The organism is Sphingomonas sp. PP-CE-1G-424, from assembly GCF_004341085.1.
In the GTDB taxonomy this organism is placed as follows: domain Bacteria; phylum Pseudomonadota; class Alphaproteobacteria; order Sphingomonadales; family Sphingomonadaceae; genus Sphingomonas.
Map to the genome: position 1 here is coordinate 744,291 of NZ_SLXW01000001.1, position 16,035 is coordinate 760,325.

At 66.5% G+C, this 16,035-nt stretch carries 9 protein-coding genes; 2 read left to right on the forward strand and 7 right to left on the reverse strand.

Annotated elements, in window-relative coordinates; all coding sequences use genetic code 11:
* Window positions 1-13: 13 nt before the first annotated feature.
* From C8J43_RS03415 to C8J43_RS03425, 3 genes are read right to left on the reverse strand one after another with little or no spacing between them, the layout of a single operon-like run.
* Window positions 14-1,252 (reverse strand): glycosyltransferase, encoded by a 1,239-nt coding sequence (locus C8J43_RS03415; RefSeq protein ID WP_133029713.1) that lies wholly within the window; start codon window positions 1,250-1,252, stop codon window positions 14-16.
* Window positions 1,249-1,827, reverse strand: coding sequence for a DapH/DapD/GlmU-related protein (locus C8J43_RS22135; protein ID WP_207893314.1), 579 nt, complete (start codon window positions 1,825-1,827; stop codon window positions 1,249-1,251). Before C8J43_RS22135 ends, C8J43_RS03415 begins: the two co-directional genes overlap by 4 nt.
* Window positions 1,824-3,140 carry a hypothetical protein gene (locus C8J43_RS03425; protein WP_133029714.1) on the reverse strand — a complete coding sequence of 439 codons (1,317 nt, stop codon included), beginning with the start codon at window positions 3,138-3,140 and terminating at the stop codon, window positions 1,824-1,826. The genes C8J43_RS22135 and C8J43_RS03425 overlap by 4 nt, the downstream gene beginning before the upstream one ends.
* A gap of 285 nt (window positions 3,141-3,425) precedes the next feature.
* On the opposite strand from C8J43_RS03425, the gene C8J43_RS03430 reads away from it, so the two are divergent.
* Both C8J43_RS03430 and C8J43_RS03435 read left to right on the forward strand, forming a co-directional pair.
* Window positions 3,426-4,562, forward strand: a complete 1,137-nt coding sequence (locus C8J43_RS03430; RefSeq protein WP_133029715.1) for an acyltransferase — start codon at window positions 3,426-3,428, stop codon at window positions 4,560-4,562.
* Entirely contained in the window at window positions 4,562-5,893 is a 1,332-nt protein-coding gene (locus C8J43_RS03435) for a hypothetical protein (RefSeq protein WP_133029716.1), read from the forward strand. The genes C8J43_RS03430 and C8J43_RS03435 overlap by 1 nt, the downstream gene beginning before the upstream one ends.
* Here the strand turns inward: C8J43_RS03435 and C8J43_RS03440 are convergent.
* The 4 genes from C8J43_RS03440 to C8J43_RS03455 all read right to left on the reverse strand — a co-directional run bounded on the left by C8J43_RS03440 (window position 5,886) and on the right by C8J43_RS03455 (window position 15,951).
* Window positions 5,886-6,950, reverse strand: a complete 1,065-nt coding sequence (locus tag C8J43_RS03440; RefSeq protein ID WP_165899533.1) for an acyltransferase — start codon at window positions 6,948-6,950, stop codon at window positions 5,886-5,888. The genes C8J43_RS03435 and C8J43_RS03440 overlap by 8 nt on opposite strands.
* Window positions 6,951-7,134: 184 nt before the next feature.
* The gene (locus C8J43_RS03445) at window positions 7,135-8,526 is read right to left on the reverse strand and encodes an HlyD family type I secretion periplasmic adaptor subunit (RefSeq protein ID WP_133029718.1); all 1,392 of its coding nucleotides are present in this window, start codon (window positions 8,524-8,526) and stop codon (window positions 7,135-7,137) included.
* The gene (locus tag C8J43_RS03450; protein ID WP_133029719.1) at window positions 8,523-10,658 is read right to left on the reverse strand and encodes a type I secretion system permease/ATPase; all 2,136 of its coding nucleotides are present in this window, start codon (window positions 10,656-10,658) and stop codon (window positions 8,523-8,525) included. Before C8J43_RS03450 ends, C8J43_RS03445 begins: the two co-directional genes overlap by 4 nt.
* Window positions 10,659-10,842: 184 nt before the next feature.
* Complete coding sequence (locus tag C8J43_RS03455) at window positions 10,843-15,951, reverse strand: hypothetical protein (protein ID WP_133029720.1); 5,109 nt, start codon at window positions 15,949-15,951, stop codon at window positions 10,843-10,845.
* Window positions 15,952-16,035: the final 84 nt, after the last annotated feature.

Sequence of the window (16,035 nt, forward strand, 5' to 3'; positions counted from 1 at the left end):
GTCTTGGGCGCCATCATCCGGCCCGTCCTGCGCGCGCTCCGATCAGCGTATCGACCAGGGCGCCCTCGCGCTGCCGGCTGTGCGCGGCCCAGCGCTCGCGGACGTGCGTCCGTGCCGCCTCGACCGCTGCCGGGTCCTGCGCGAGCCCGAGGATGTGGCGGGCGGCGGTCTCGGGCCGGTCGAGGTCGAGCAGCGCGGGCACGCCCATGAATTCGAAACCCTGGAGCGACAGCGGCGTCGCCATCACCGGTGCGCCGGCGGCGAACGCCTCGAGCATCTTGATCTTCAACCCGCTGCCGTGGACGACCGGGCTCAGCATGCACAGGCACGCGCCGAGCAGCCGCTCCATCTCGTCGTCGGCGACGAAGCCCAATGTTTCGACATTGGCGGCGGGTGTACCGATATGGTCGCGCGTGCCCTTGCCGATGAACGTCACGATCGCGGGGGCGTCGAGTGCCAGCAGCGCGGGCGCGAGCGACCGCGTGATCCAGTCGATCGCGGCGCGATTGGGGGGGAAGCCGGGGCTGCCGATGAAAAGGACGCGGCGATGGTTGATGTCGTTGGATGGCGGCGCGATCGCCTTTACCGCCGAAACCGGCGCACGCTCGATCACCGGGCACAGCGCGACGCCCTTCGCGCCGGTCAGGCTGCGATAGTGGCGCGCATCGCTGTCGGAGATGAACACGGTCCGCGCCGCACGCCGCAACAGCAGCGCCTCGATCAGCCACGCCTGCACCGCCTCGACGCGGAGGAACGCCGCCGCCGCGCGCGATTTCCGCAGCCGCGCGCCGTCGACCAGCGTGTCTGGCGTGACGTTGTGCGCGATGAAGACGAAGGGCGTGCGCCCCAGCACGAGCCGCCACAGCGACACGTTCGCGAGCGCCTGGATATGGTCGACCACGATCAGATCGGGTTTCGCCGCCAGTCCCGCGCGGATCGCACGTCGCGCCGGGGTCGAGACGAAGCCGATGCTCATCAGCAGCTTACCCGACAAGAGATGCGCGAGCTTGCGCGCCTTGGACGGCGTCTTCGTATCCGCGCGGTAGCCGCCGACGCCGCCGAACGCGGGCGGCGGGGTGTCGGCGGGCAACGTCGTGAAGACGCCGGTCAGGTCGATCGCGCGTGAGGCGGCGAGTTCGGCGATGTGCGCGCGTGCGACGACGTCCATGCCCGAGCGCGGATCGACCGGATCGCCGGCACCGATATAGAAGACCCGCAGCGCTCGGCGACCGGACGCGGCAGTCTCCGTCATCGCGCGCCGCCGAGGACGCGCGCCGGCGATCCGGCGGCGACCGCGCCCGCGGGGACGTCCTTCAGCACCACTGAATTCGCGCCGATCTTGGCACCGCGACCGATCGTGATCGGGCCGAGGATGGTCGCGCCTGCGCCGATCTCGACGTCGTCGCCGATGATCGGCCCGCGCGGCGCATCGTCGCCGCGCTTGCCGATCGTCACGCATTGCAGGACCGCGACGTTGCGGCCGAGCGTGCAGTCGCCGAGCACGATCGCATAGGGGTGCGGCATGTAGCAGCCGGGGCCGACAGTCGCGATCGCGGCGATCTCGGACCCCGATCGCCGACAGGTCCGTGCCCAATAGAGCCGCGCGACGACCCGGCCGACGACTGGCAGCGACGCGAGCAGCCGCTGGATCCGGTGCTGCAGGATGAAGCGAAAACCCGGCAGGAACAGCCACGCATAGACCAGGAACGCACCGCCCGGCCGCTGCCCGCCGACCTTGGCGACGCGCACCAGATCGCCACGAAGATGCTCGGCGAACGTAGCCCACGCGGGGGGCTTGCGCGTGTCGGTCATGGGCGTATCGGTCATGGGCGGGGCATCTCCGTTGCCGAGCCGCCCCCCGTTTGCGAGAAAGGCTCGGGTTGCTTCATCTTGCGGAGCACATGACGCAGATAGAGCAAACGGACGATGAACAGCGTGCTGGCGGTAGCCGCGGCCGACAGCCCCGCCCCGATCAGCCCGAAGAAATACATGAACCCGGTGCCGAACGCGATCGCGACGATCACGCCTGCGACGTTGTTGACCGCGTACATCCGGTCGCGCCCCATGCTGGTGATCGACACGTTGAGCAGGTCCGAGCCCGAACGGATCGTCGCCGCCAGCAGCATGATCGCGAGCAGCACGCGAAACACCGGGAAACGCCCCGCCGGCGCGAAGTAGAAGATCATCTCGGTCGCGAGGAAGATGCCGACGCTGAACACCGCGGCGAAGGTCATCGTCTTCATCATCTGGCGGCGCAGTTCGGCCTGCCACTCGACCGGATCGCCGCCGCGGAACGCGCGCACCATCCGCGGTAGCGCGAGTTGCACCACGGCGGTCGAGATCAAGGTCTGGAGCGCGTTGGTGATCGAGAAATAGAAGCTGTAGATACCCGTCGCGACCAGCCCGAGCAGCGCGTTCAGGATGAAGCGGTCGGCATAGCCCAGTCCGACGATGCCGAGGTCGCTGAAATAGATATACCAGGCGCGGCGGGCCCGCGTGACGAGCACGCTCAGCTTCTTTTCCTCGCGCAGGCTCGCCTTCATCGGCCAGCGGCGCAGATAGACGAACAGCATCGCGATCGCGAGCACATGGCTGAGGATCCAGCCGATGAAAATCATGTCGAGCGTCCTCAACGCCGGCAGCGCGAACCCGATCGCGACGACGATCGGGATCCACAAGGCGGAGCGAACGAACACGAGGACGTTGGCGAACAGCGCGAGTTCGAGTCCGATCATCGGCATGTAGATGTCGAGCGCGACCGTCTCGAGCCACAAGAGGATCAGGATCAGCACCTGCGTCTGCGTGATCCCGCCGGTCTGCCAGACCAGGACCGGCACCGCGATCAGCGTGCCTGCGAGCAACGACGCGAAGGTGATGATCAGCCGGTCGCGGATCAGCGGCGCGGCGGTCGCGGGGGTATGCCCGACCACTTCGCGCGACACGAAATAGTTCAGGCCCCAGCCGACCGTCGCGGGGACGATGCCGATCGCACCGATCGCCAGGCCATAGACGCCCGCCGCCGCCAGACCGAGCTGGCTGACGATGTAAAAGGACAGCGCGAATCGAAGGAACAGCGTCGAACCACGCAGAACCATGTTCGGCGCGCCACCGCGGATCAATCGTGTCAGTAAGACAGACATGATGTGGGCGGTCTCTCCGCTAGGACATCGGCACAGAACCCGATCGCCGGCCGACTGCCGGGTCATACTGCACTACAGCATGCCACTAGGCGATTTCGGTCCCGCACGTCCACCCACGCCGATCCCACCCGACCCTACTCGCGACCGGCGGACCGCGAAAAACGATCGGTTCGGGCGGCCGACCTGCCTCGTTTCGGGGCGTGCTGCACCGCACCGTAATTTTCCGCAATTGACGTTGCAGAGTGCATTCAGCAGTGAGTAGATTCCCAACCTAAGGTTTTCCCGATGCGTCTAGGCCGGATAGACAGCCTCCAGATCCTGCGTTTCCTAGCGGCCTTTCTCGTACTCTGCGGGCATAGCCAGCACGCGCTGGTCGATCATCTCGGCGCACGCGCCGGATACTGGAGCTTCGTTCCGCTCGACTGGGGACTGGGGGTCGACGTCTTCTTCGTGATCTCGGGCTTCGTGATGTACTACATGATGCACGACCGGTTCGGGAAGGCAGGCGCCGCCGCTGACTTCCTGCGCCGCCGTCTGATCCGGGTCGCGCCGCTCTACTGGGTTTTCACCACGCTTGCGCTGGCCGTACTGGTCGCGACCGGCGCGCCGCGGCCGGGCGCGCTGAACATCGTGTTCTCGTACCTGTTCCTGCCGGGGCCGGTGTGCGGCGACTATTGTTTTCCGGTGTTCACGCTGGGCTGGACGCTGAACTACGAAATGATGTTCTACGCGGTGTTCGCGGTCGCGCTGCCGTTCCGCCGCGCCACCGGCATCGCGATCATCGTCGCCGCGATCCTCGGGCTGATGGCCGTCGCGCATCTTGCCCCGGCCGACTGGCGGATGCTGCATTTCTGGGGCTATCCGCTGACCGGTGAGTTCCTCGCGGGGATCGGGCTCGCGCACCTGTTCCTGAAGGGCGTCCGCATCCCCCGCCCGATCGCGCTCGCGACAATCCCGTTCGCGCTGGTGCTCGCGGTGATCGGGTATCAGACCGACGCCTACGACACGATCGGCCGGATCGTCACCGGCGGTATCCCCGCCACGCTGATCATGGCAGCGGCCGTGCTCGGGCTGGAGCCGGTCGGCGGACGCCAGGTCGCCCCCACCGGCCTGACCCGTCTGCTGGTCGCGGGTGGCGACGCGTCCTACGCGTTGTACCTGTCGCATCCGATCGCGATCAAGCTGGCCCAGGTCATCGCGCAGAAGCTCGGCATCCTGGACCGCGCACCGGAACTGCTGCTGCCGCTCGTGTTCGTCGGCGCGGTGATCGGCGCCGTGATCGTCCACCGCTTCATCGAAAAGCCGATGCTCGCCTTTCTCAACCGCCGCTGGAGTCGCTTCGGCAGCACTGGTATGGGCGACGGCCAGCCCGCGCCCGGCCGCGCCGGCGTCATCGTCACTGAAGAACCGGAAACTCGCTGATGGCTACCACGATCGATGCATTTCCCGCCCGGACGACGGTCCAGCGGAACTGGTCGACGAGCATGAACCAGGAACTGGCCAACAAGCTGCTGGCCGGTCTGTTCCTGATGTTCGCGTTTCGCGATACGCTGACCGCGGTGCTGCGCTGGGCGCTGGCGCTGACGCATCTGTCGCCGCTGTGGTTCATCCCCGACCTGCTCTCGATCGGCGCCTTCGGCTATTTCGCTTGGCATATCGCGTTTCGAGACCGCTCGCCCTTCGCCATTCTGCTGGTCCTGAACACGATCACTGCGGCGATGGTCGGCTATATCTTCATGTCCGAATCGCCGTTTGCGCTGATCTCGTCGCTCAAGCTGTTCTTTCCGTTCTACGTCGGTCTGGCGCTCTGCGGCAGCGACATCACGCAGTACAAGTTCGTGCGGTATATGATGATCGGGCTGATGATCGCCTCGATCGTCGGCCTGATCGCCGCGCCCTATTTCGATTATCCCTGGACGGGCGCGGAGTTCGAGAATTTCGGCAACAGCAAGGAAGTCGGCCGGGTCTGGTGGATCGACGGCGTCGTGCGGTACGGCGGGCTGGCCGGCGACAGCACGATGGCCGCGTACATGGTCGTCTTTCCGTATCTGATGCTGTTCCACCGGATTCCCAAATGGCTCAATCTGGCGTTGTGGCCGGTGATCTACTGGGCGATCCATATCAGCACCAGCCGGTCGGCGATGCTGGTCGCGGTGTGCTTCGCGCTCTATTATCTCGCTACCGAGATCCTGATGCCCTCGTTGAAGAAATACGACATCGAGCGCAACCTCGCCAAATGGTCGTTCCTGTGCGTGCCGATTCCGTTCGTGCTGATCGCGGTTCTCGGCGGCGTCGACCTGTCCGAGATGAGTTCGTCGCTGTTCAGTCTCCAGGACCGAATCAACAACAGCTGGCAGCTACCCTTCACCTACCTGTCGGATCTCTTTCCTGCCGGCCTGTTCGTCGGCTGCGGGCTCGGCTGCTTCTCCTATCCGATGGCCTATACGGATATGTCGGGATACACCGTACCGGTCGATAATTTCTATCTCAGCACGTACCTGATGATGGGGGTTCCGTGGCTGGTCTTCATGGTCGGCATGGCGATCGCGCCGTTCCGCACCAAGATCCGGTCGAAGCTGGTGATGATCTTCATCCTCAACATCTACACGATCACGGTGCAGTGCTACGGTCCGTCGTTCGCGACGATCTCGATCGGCTATGCGTTTTCGGACATGTTCCTGCGCGGCAAGCCCTGGCAGCGGCGCGCGCGCCGCTCGGCCGAAACCGATGCCGACGCCGCAGTCTCTACCTGATTGGTGACGGGGCCGGCCGGTGCCGCTTGAACGGCGACTTGCCGGTCAGCGCGGCCCAGTCCGCCATGCCGAGCCGCTCGGCCAGCATGAAGACGGCGACCGGAACATACAGCCCGACGGCCGTGCCGAACGCCAGATCGAGCGGAACGCTGCGCAGGTGCAGCGTCGCGAGAAGCCGCGGCGCCGTCGGCAGGAAGATGACGTGCATCAGGTAGATCGGCAGCGACACCATTCCGAGCCATGCCAGATGACGAGCGGCGCGCCCGGCGGGTGCCAGCGCACAGGCCAGCGTCATCATCAGCGACAGACCCAGCATCGACACCGGGATCGTCCACAGGCTGACCGCCACGACGTCGCCTCGCCGCCACAAGGCCAGCGCGGCCGCAACGAACAGGATCGCGGCGACAGCGATGCCGATCCGCGAACGGATCGGATGCATCAGTTTGCGGCCATGCTGCGCCAGCCATAGGCCCGCCACGAAATACGGCGCGTGGACGATCATCTGTGGCACGACGTCGGTCGGCGGCGCGTCGGACAGAAACGTGAAGGCCAGCAACGCGAGCGCGGCAGCACCGGCGGCGACCGTGGCGCGCCCGGCGAACAGCAGGGCCGCCAATTGCATGAGCAGCAGCGCGTACAGGAACCAGAAGATGCCGATCGGGTGCGTCGCGATATGCAGCAGCGCATCGAGAGGCAGATCGCCGTTGACGTGGATGATCAGCCGCGCCGCCGTCATGCTCGCCCAGAACAGGGCGGACCACAACACATAGGGATAGATGATCGCCCATCCCCGCGACCGGAGATAGTGCCCGGCCGCGACCTTGCGGATCGAGAAGAACGCGTTGTAGCCGGCGACCAGGAAGAACACCGGCATGTGCGTCGTGTAGATCGCGAAATCGATCGCCTGGAGCACGCGCAGCATAGCCGAAGCATCGGGATTCTTCATGACGCCACGCGCGTGATGGCCATAGACGACCAGCACGATCGCCAACCCGCGCAAGATATCGGCGGCGACGTCGCGCTCTCGCCGAACTACCGTTCCGGGCTTATCCGTCATCTGCATTCGTTCCGATCCGCCTCGCCCGTTGCATCCGAAGTCGATCGAAACGGACTGTGGGAAACCCGCGTTCGGTCGATGGACCAAGAGGCCTGGCCCGCGATATCGCGCCGCGGGCCCTCTAGGTCATCTTGCAGCATCGGCGCAAGATGATGCGGCACATCCGGTGCGGATGCGCCCACCCCTACCGCTCTCGCGCCGCTTCGGAGACATCGCGCGACACCGGATCGAGCATGTAATCGAGCAGGCGGCGGCGGCCGGTGCGGATGTCCGCGGTGACCGCGAGGCCGGGGGTCAGCGTCATCGGCCGACCGTCCGCGGTGACCGTGCGCTGGTCCATCGCGATCCGCGCCATGTAATAGGATGGCCCCTTCTCGTCCTGCACCGCGTCGCGGCTGACCGAGACGATCCGGCCGGGCACGGTGCCGAACCGCGTGAACGGATACGCCTCGAGCTTGAGCGCGACCGGCTGGCCGGCGTGGACGAAGCCTGCGTCGCGGTTGAGCAGCTTGGCCTCGACGGTCAGCTTGCCGTCGGGCACCACCACCATCAGCGCGCGGACCGGTTCGACGACGCCGCCGACGGTATGGATCGCGAGCTGCTGGACGGTGCCGTCGACCGGCGCGACCAGCCGCTGCATCCGGCTCTGCTGGCTGGCCTTGGCGAGATCCTGGCGACGCTGCATCGCATCCGACTGCGCCTTGGCGAGATCGCCGAGCGCGGTCTGCCGCGCCGTTTCACGCGAATGGTTGAGTTCCTCGCCGAACCGCTGCGCCTCCGACAGCCCCCGCGTGCGCTGTTGCGCGGCGACGTCGCGGCTGCCCATCTCGCTGTGCCGCTGGCGCTGCATGTCGAGCACGCGCAGGCCACTGGCATAGCCGCGCGCCGCCAGCGTCTCGATCGCCTTGACCTGGCGTTCCATCAGCGGACGGTTGGCGTCGAGCGCGCGCATCTGGTCCCCCGCCCCGGCCGCATCGGCAAGCGCGGAGCGACGTGCGGCGGCGAGCCCGGCGTCGGCGGCGCGGGCGCTGCCGAGTTGCGCCGCGACCAGCCGGCGCTGCGTGTCGAGCACGTCGGCGGGCGTGCCGGGCGGAGCGACGAACACGCCGCGCCCGCCGCTCAGCCCGTCGACGATCGCGGCGTTGCGCGCGACGTCGATCTCGGCGGTGAGCAGCGCTTGGCGCGCCTGCGCTTCGTCGGCCGACGACAGCGTTGGATCGAGATCGACCAGCGGCTGGCCGCGCTTGACGACGTCGCCGTCATGCACCCAGATCCGCCGAACCAGACCGCCGCTGACCGACTGGACCAGCTTGACGCTGTCGGCGGGAATCGTCCGCCCTTCCGCGGTCGCGACGATATCGACATGGCCGAGCGTCAGCCACAGCCCACTCGCCGCCATCCCGCCGAGCAGCAGCCACGCGGTGATCCGCGCGGTCGGCGACACCGGGCGCTCGATCACCTCGAGCGCCGCGGGCAGGAACGCGGTCTCGAGCGGAATGCGACGGTCGCGGCGGGTGGCGCGATCCTCGATCCAGGCGCGACGGACGAGCGACAGATGGTGGGTGAGCGCGGTCATGAGGCGATTCCGTACAGGACGCCCATCTGGCGTCGGTAGAGGTCGGCGTAGCGGCCGCCGTGGCTGAGCAACTCGTCGTGCGAGCCCTGTTCGACCAGGCGCCCCTTCTCGAGCGCGACGATGCGGTCGCACTGACGGATCGCGGACAGGCGATGGGCGATGATGATGACGGTGCGGCCGACCGCCATCTGCTTGAGGTTGGTCTGGATGATCTCCTCGCTCTCGGCGTCGAGCGCGGAGGTCGCCTCGTCGAAGATCAGGATGCGCGGCTGCGTGACGAGCGCGCGGGCGATCGCGAGCCGCTGGCGCTGGCCGCCCGACAGATTGGCGCCGCGCTCCTCGATCATCGTGTCATAGCCCTGCGGCATCCGGCTGATGAACTCGTGCGCGCCCGCCATCTCGGCGGCGGCCATGACCTTGTCGATCGGCAGCGCTGGGTTGGCGAGCGCGATGTTCTCGCGTACCGTGCGGTTGAACAGCACGTTCTCCTGCAGCACCACGCCGATCTGGCGGCGGAGCCATGCCGGATCGATCTGCGCGACGTCGACGCCGTCGACCAGCACGCGGCCGTTGGCGGGGACGTAGAGCCGCTGGAGCAGTTTGGTCAGCGTCGACTTGCCCGACCCCGACGAGCCGACGATGCCGAGCGTCGAGCCGGCGGGGACGACCAGGTCGATGTCGTCGAGCGTCCACGGACCGTCCTCGGCATAGCGGAAGCGGACATTCTCGAACGTGACGCTGCCACGGATCGCGGGCAGCGCGGTCTGGCTGCCGGCACCCGGCTCGACGCGGTGGTTGAGGACGTCGCCGAGCCGCTCGACCGCGATCCGGACCTGCTGGAACTCCTGCCACAGCTGCGCCATGCGGATCACAGGCCCCGAGACGCGCTGCGCGAACATGTTGAACGCGACCAGCCCGCCGACCGTCAGGTCGTGCGCGATCACCGCTTGCGCGCCGAAATACAGGATCGCCGCCATGTTGAGCTTGGAGATCAGCTGGATCGCGTTGTTGCCGGTGTTGCCGAGGTCGATGACGCGCTGGTTGGCGGCGGAATAGCCGGCGAGACGGCGCTCCCACGCGTCCTGCCACTGCGGCTCGACCGCGGCGGCCTTGACCGTCTGAATCCCGGCGATGCTCTCGACCAGCAGCGCGTTGTTGGCCGCACCGCGCTCGAACTTGTCGTCGAGGCGGCTGCGCAACGGGCCGGTCACCAGCAGCGCGACCGCGAGATAGGCGGGGATCGCGAGCACCGCGACGAAGAACAGCTTGATCGAATACAGCGCCATCACCGCGAGGAAGACGACCGCGAACACCGGATCGATCAGCACCGTCAGCGAGGCGTTGGTGAGGAATTCGCGGATCGTCTCAAGCTGGCGGACCCGCATCGCGGTGTCGCCGACACGGCGCGATTCGAAATAGCTCAGCGGCAGCCGCAGCAGATGGCGGAACAGCCGCGCGCCGAGCTCGACGTCGATCTTCTGGCTCGTTTCCGAATACAGGCGCGTGCGCAGCCAGCCGAACGCGGTCTCCCAGAACGACACCGCGACGAAACCGATCGTCAGCACCGACAACGTCGACAGCGTGCCGTGGACCAGCACCTTGTCGACCACGCTCTGGAAGAACAACGGCGCGGCGAGCCCGAGCAGGTTGAGCGCCAGCGTGATCAGCAGGACCTCGCCGATCAGCCGGCGATAGCGGACGATCTGCGGGATGAACCACGAGAAGTCGAACCCCTTGCTCGCCAGCGCCGCGCTCTCGCGCGTGGTGACCAGCACGAGCGTGCCCGACCAAAGGGTCGCGAGCGTCGCGAGGTCGATCTTTTCGACCGGCTGGTGCGCGCGCTGGATCAGCACCTCCTCACCCTGCATCCGGCCGATCAGGAACCAGCCCTCGGGCCCATCCGCCAGCGCCGGCAGCGGCAGGCGAGCGAGATCCTCGGGCTTGGCGGTCCGCGTCTTTGCACGGACACCGTCGATGCCCCCCGCCAGCCGGACAAGCGCATCGGCGTCGAGCGAATGGAAATGGCCGAGGCCGTGCCGCAACTGATCGGAATCTACCGCAATGCGGTGGATCGCGAGCAGCGCGGTCAGCGCGACCAGCCCGCTATCGTCCTGGATCGCCTGATACTTCATGCGCCAGGCCGGCCCGCAGCAGGAACACGGCCGGCCGGCGCAAGGGCGGCGGGAATACGGACTGGGGTCATAACATCTTCCACAAAACCGATTCGGTGTTGTTTATGGTTAAGCCCTAAATCCTAATCGGATGTTGCGGTGCGGCGCGCTTCACCGCTTAAACCGGTACGCGCGCCGCAAAGCGTCAGCCGAAGGCGTAAACCCCACTGCTCGCCGAGGTCTGGACGAGCTTGTGTGCCGCCGCCCCGGTCAGCGTGATCGTCGCGCCCTGATCGTATTTCACGGTCAGGTCGCTGCCCGAGATCTCCATCATCGGCTGATACCCCGACTTGGCGAACGCCGAGAGATCGAGCAGGTCGTGGCCCGCACCGAAGTCCGCGATCGTCGCCGAGGTCCCGAGCGTGACGAGGAAGCGATCGTTGCCACCCCCGCCCGCGACGGTCGCGCCGCTGCGGTCGACGAGCAACAGTTCGTCCGCCACCGAGCCGGTCACCCCGCCCGCACCGCCGACCAGGATCGCGTCATAGCCACTTGCCGCGCTGCGGACATCGGCGATCGCGTGGCCCGCGGTAGCGAAGCTCTCGGTCGTCGCCACGCCCGCGACAGTGGTCGTCGTACGCCCGGTCATGACGCCCGCGGTATAGCTGCGGGCGATGCTGCCCCCGCCGGCCAGCTCGGTCTTGCTCGTGTAGAGCTGATCCTTCGCGGTATCGAAGGTCATCGTCGTGCGCCCGCTGGCGTCGGTCACGACCTTGCCCTGCTCGCGGCCGGCGATGTCGAAATATTGCTGCGTCTGGCCGGTCGTGTCGCTCACCTCGGCATAGGCGCGGCTGCCATCGGCGCGGGTGCGATCGACCGAGATCGTCTTGCCGGTCGCATCGGTCTTGATCACGCCAACCGCATAGTCGGAGCCTGCGGGCATGTAGACGGTGTTGACCGCCGAGCCGTCCGGCGCCGTCACATAGCGGCGCGTAACCGCCCCCGACTGATCGTACAGCAGGGTCGTCCACTGGCCCGTCGCGGTGACGGTGACGTCCTTGGTGAGCAGCCCGGCGGAGTCGAACCCGCGGCTGTGCGTGATCCCCCCGCCCTGTTCGGTGCGAGTCAGCAAATTGCCGGTCGCCGCGTCGTACTCGCTGGTCTGCGTCGTGTTCCCACTGACCGTCGCAGCCTGCGTCTTCCGCCCCTTCGCATCGTAATAGGTCAGCGTGCGGGTGCCGTCGGGATCGCGCGTTTCGGTGTAGTCGAGCGTGCCGTCGCCATGCGTGCGCACGACCGAAACGACCGCGCCCTTCGCATCGACCTGCTGCGTCTGCGTGACGTAGGATTTGCCCGTGAGGTTATACAACGTGTTCTCGGCGGTGCCGTCGGCGCGTTCGACGAAGTTGCTCGTCTGCTTGCCGGCCGCGTCATACAGGGTCGTGCTCCAGGTGCCCGCCGCATCGACGACGACGGCCGTCGTGCGCAGTCCCGCAGCGGTATAGGTGTCCGCGGTGCGCGATCCGTCGGTGTTGTACGCCTCGACGATCCTGCCGCCCGCCGCGAGTTGCGTACGACGGCTTGCGAGTTTCCCGTCGGTGTAGAGCGAGGTCGCGACGTCGCCATTGACCAGCTGGCCGATATCGCGCGTGATCAACCCGGTGGTCGCATCGAACTGTTGCGTATGCGTTTCGCCACCGACCGCGATCGTCACCGACTGAACGAGCTTGCCGGTCGCGTCGTAGGTCTGCAGCAGACGCGATCCGTCGGCGGCATTCGCCTCCTGATACGCCGCGCTGCCATCGGCGTGGCTGCGCACCACCAGCGTGACCTTGCCCTTGGCGTCGAACACGCTGCGCTGGGTGGTCCAGGCCTGGTCGGTGATACCGAACAGCTGCGTTTCGCCGCTGCCGTCGGCGTTCTGGATATAGCGCCTCGACGCCGCACCCGTGGCGTCGAGCACCGTCGTGGTCCAGGTCCCGGCGGCATCGACCGTCACTTCGTTGGTCTTCTTGCCGGCGGCGTCATAGGTCATCGTCGAACGGCTGCCGTCGGGCAGGACCGAGACGATCTGTGCGACGATCCCGGCCTTGAAGCTGGTCGTGACCGTCCCACCGGCCGCCGACTGAAACACGCGAGACACCAATGTCGCGCTCGCCGGATCATAGGTCAGTATCGTCCGCGTGCCGTCCTTGGTCACGTCGCCCGTCGCCGTCGTCTCGGTCTGGCGGCGTCCCTGCGAATCGTAGGCGGTCGTCACCCGCGAGGTGCCCTGGACGATATCGGTCGACACCAGCCGTCCGCCGTCTCCGCTGCGGGTGAGCGACACCAGCTTGCCCGCCGCGTCGGCGACCTGGACTTCCGTCGTCCAGGCGAGCCCGGTCAGGCCATAGGCGCGGGTTTCGCTGCTGCCGTCCGGATTGGCCAGATAGACCTTCGTGACCGCCCCCGTCGTCGCGTCGTACAGCGTCGTGGTCTTGGTGCCGTCGGTGGCGGTCTGCACCTGCGAGAGCTTCGCGCCCGCGCTGTTATAGGTGTAGCTGACCTTGCCCTGATCGCTCGCGACCTCCTCGTTCGCCAAACCACCGCCGCTGTAGGTCTGGTTGCTGATGATCGCGCCGTTAGCGGCCTGTTCGATGCGGCTCTTCAGTCCGCCGGTCGCCGTATCGTAGGTCGTGATCACCCGCGCGCCGCTGACCGCGGTGATGGTCTGGTTGAGCCGGTGCCCGGTGGCGTCGTAGGCGATCGTCGTCCGGACGCCGTCGCTCGCGTACGAGTCGGTATAATCGGGCGTGCCGTCGGCATGGCTGCGCACGACCGACACAACCTTGCCCGCCTTGTCGGTGGTCTGCGTCTCGGTAACGTAGGATTTGCCGGTGACGTTGTAGCTGGTGACGATGCTGCGACCGTCGGCATATTGCACATAGGTGCGCTGCGGCTTGCCGGTCGTCGCGTCGAAGACCTGCGTGGTGTAGGTCTTGGCGGTGTCGACATCGACCTGCCGCGTCTTCATCCCGGTCGTGTCGAAGGTTTCGGCCGTACGGCTGGCATCGGCGCGGACCAGCGTGCGATCGGACATCACACCTGCGACATAGTTGATCGTCGTCGTCGCGCCGGCCGAGGTCTGCACGACGCTGGACGCCAGCTTGGCCGTGGTCGCGTCGTAGGTGAGCGAGGTCATCGTGCCGTCCGCCGCATTCGTGACCCTGGTCAGCAACTGACCCTTGGGTCCGAAGCTGCTCGAGACCTTGCCGCCATCGGCCAGGACCTGTGCGGTGGTCACCAGCGTGCCGTCGGCGCGCGACCGTTCGACCAGCGTCACCACGCCCTTGGCGTTCATCACCTGATGCTCGGTTACATAGGCGAGGCCGGTCAGATTATAGCCATAGCTCTCGCTGCTGCCGTCCGGGCGCTGGACGAACTTGCGCGCGACCGCGCCGTTCGCGTCATATTGCAACGTCGTCCACACGTTGCCGGTGTCGACCTGCACTTCGCTGACCCGCGCGCCGTTGGCATCGAAGGTGTCAGTGATTCTGGCGCCGTTCGCCGCGATCGCCGTGTAGGTGGAGACGATCCCGTTCTTGTACACCGTCGCCGCGCTGCTGCCGTCGATGTTGGTGACGGTCATCGTCGTCGGCTTGCCGGTGGTGATGTCGTAGCTCGTGACCGTGCGACCGAGTTTCGGATCGTTGACGATCGTCGCCGACAGCTTGCCGGTGGTGAAGCTCTGATCGCTGACCACGCCACCCGCGAATTCGGTGTGGATGTTCGAGACGACACCGCCGACATAGCCGTAGTCGGCGGTCGACACGAGGACGCCCTTCGCGTCGAACGACTGGTCTTCCTTCCAGCCATCGCCGGTCTGCGTGACCAGGAACGAATAGCCGCCCGACACCTTCGCAAGCGTGGCACCGTAGTTTGCGATCATGTACCGCATCGTCGACACCGACGCGACGCTCAGCACCGCGCTGTCGCTCAACGCGATCGTCTGCAGCCCGGTCGACGCCGCCAGCTTGTCGATCTGCGCAACGAGGCCGTCGGCGGTCGTGCTCAACGCCGCCGGAACCGCCGTCGCCGTATCGGTATAGGCCGATTTCGACCCCACTTCGACGACCAGCGCGTGATCGCCGACCGCCAGCGTGATCTGGCTGACGTTGGTATAGGTCGCGATCGGCGTGCTGCCCTTCAGCGGATCATAGACATAGACCGTCTTCTGCAGGCCGCCGAGGTCGACCGTCACGGTCTTCGCCGCCAGCGTCGTTTCGGACTGGGTCGCGGTGTTCCACAGATTGGCGTCGCGCCACAGCAGGATGTCATAGGCACCATTGGCCTTGGTCAGCGTCAGCGAATGGCCGTCCGCGGGCATGCCACCCAGCGAATAGGCGGTCGCGGCAGACGCCGCCGTGCCGGTGCCGGCATCAACATAGGACAGCAGGCTGGTCAGGTTGTGGACCGCGGTCGCCGCCATCTTGGGCGTCCCGTCCGCGTTGAACAGGCCGAAGTGGAATTCCTTTTCCGCACCGCTCGGATCGAGGCTGCTATCGAACAGTTCGTACAGGAACGTCTGGCTCGATCCGTTCTCGAACGCGGTGAGCAGCGCATTGACCGTCAGCTTGGCCTGCGCGCTTTCGTTGACACCGAGGCCGGGGTCGCTCGACAACGTGGTATAACCGGTTTCGGTGATGACCACCTTGTCGCCCTTCGACGCCGCGCCCGCGCGCGCCATCGACGCTTCCATGACCTTGTCGGAGGTGCTGCCCGACGCGGTATAGGCATGCGCGTTGGCAAAATCGGAATACGCGCCGAGATCGCCGATCGCCGCATAGGCCGACGGGCTTTCCAGCGCGACCGACAGATTGATGACCGACACGCCGGACAGGCCGGTGCTGCCCTTGACCGCGGTATACAGCGCCTTCTGGTAATCGACCGCCGCCGCCAGCGAACCGCTGCCGTTATAGCTGAACGGCTGCGTGTTGACCTCGTTCAATCCCTCGACCGCGACGATGCTGCCGGCATGCCGCGTCTGGAAATCCGCAAGCGTCGCGACATAGCTCGCCAACCCCGACGCGCCCGTCGCGGGCAGCGCCGACGACGTGACGAAGTCGAATTTGACGCCCGCCGCCGCCATCGCGTTGACGACGGCGTTACCGATCCCGGACCCGGGCAACGTGTCGCGCACGGTGCCGATACCGAGATAATTCAGGCTGTTGATCGTCAAGCTCGCATTGCCGTACGCGTTGTTGGCGTTCCCGGAATGAGCGTTGACGCCCAGCGTGGACAGGAAGGATGTAGCGGAAGCGGGTGTGGTGGGCACGGTTTGCATCTCCATGACGTCACTCGTGCAATCGCAGAAAGTCCTGCAACCAACCCTAAGCAAGGCCGTTAAATTCCGATTAAC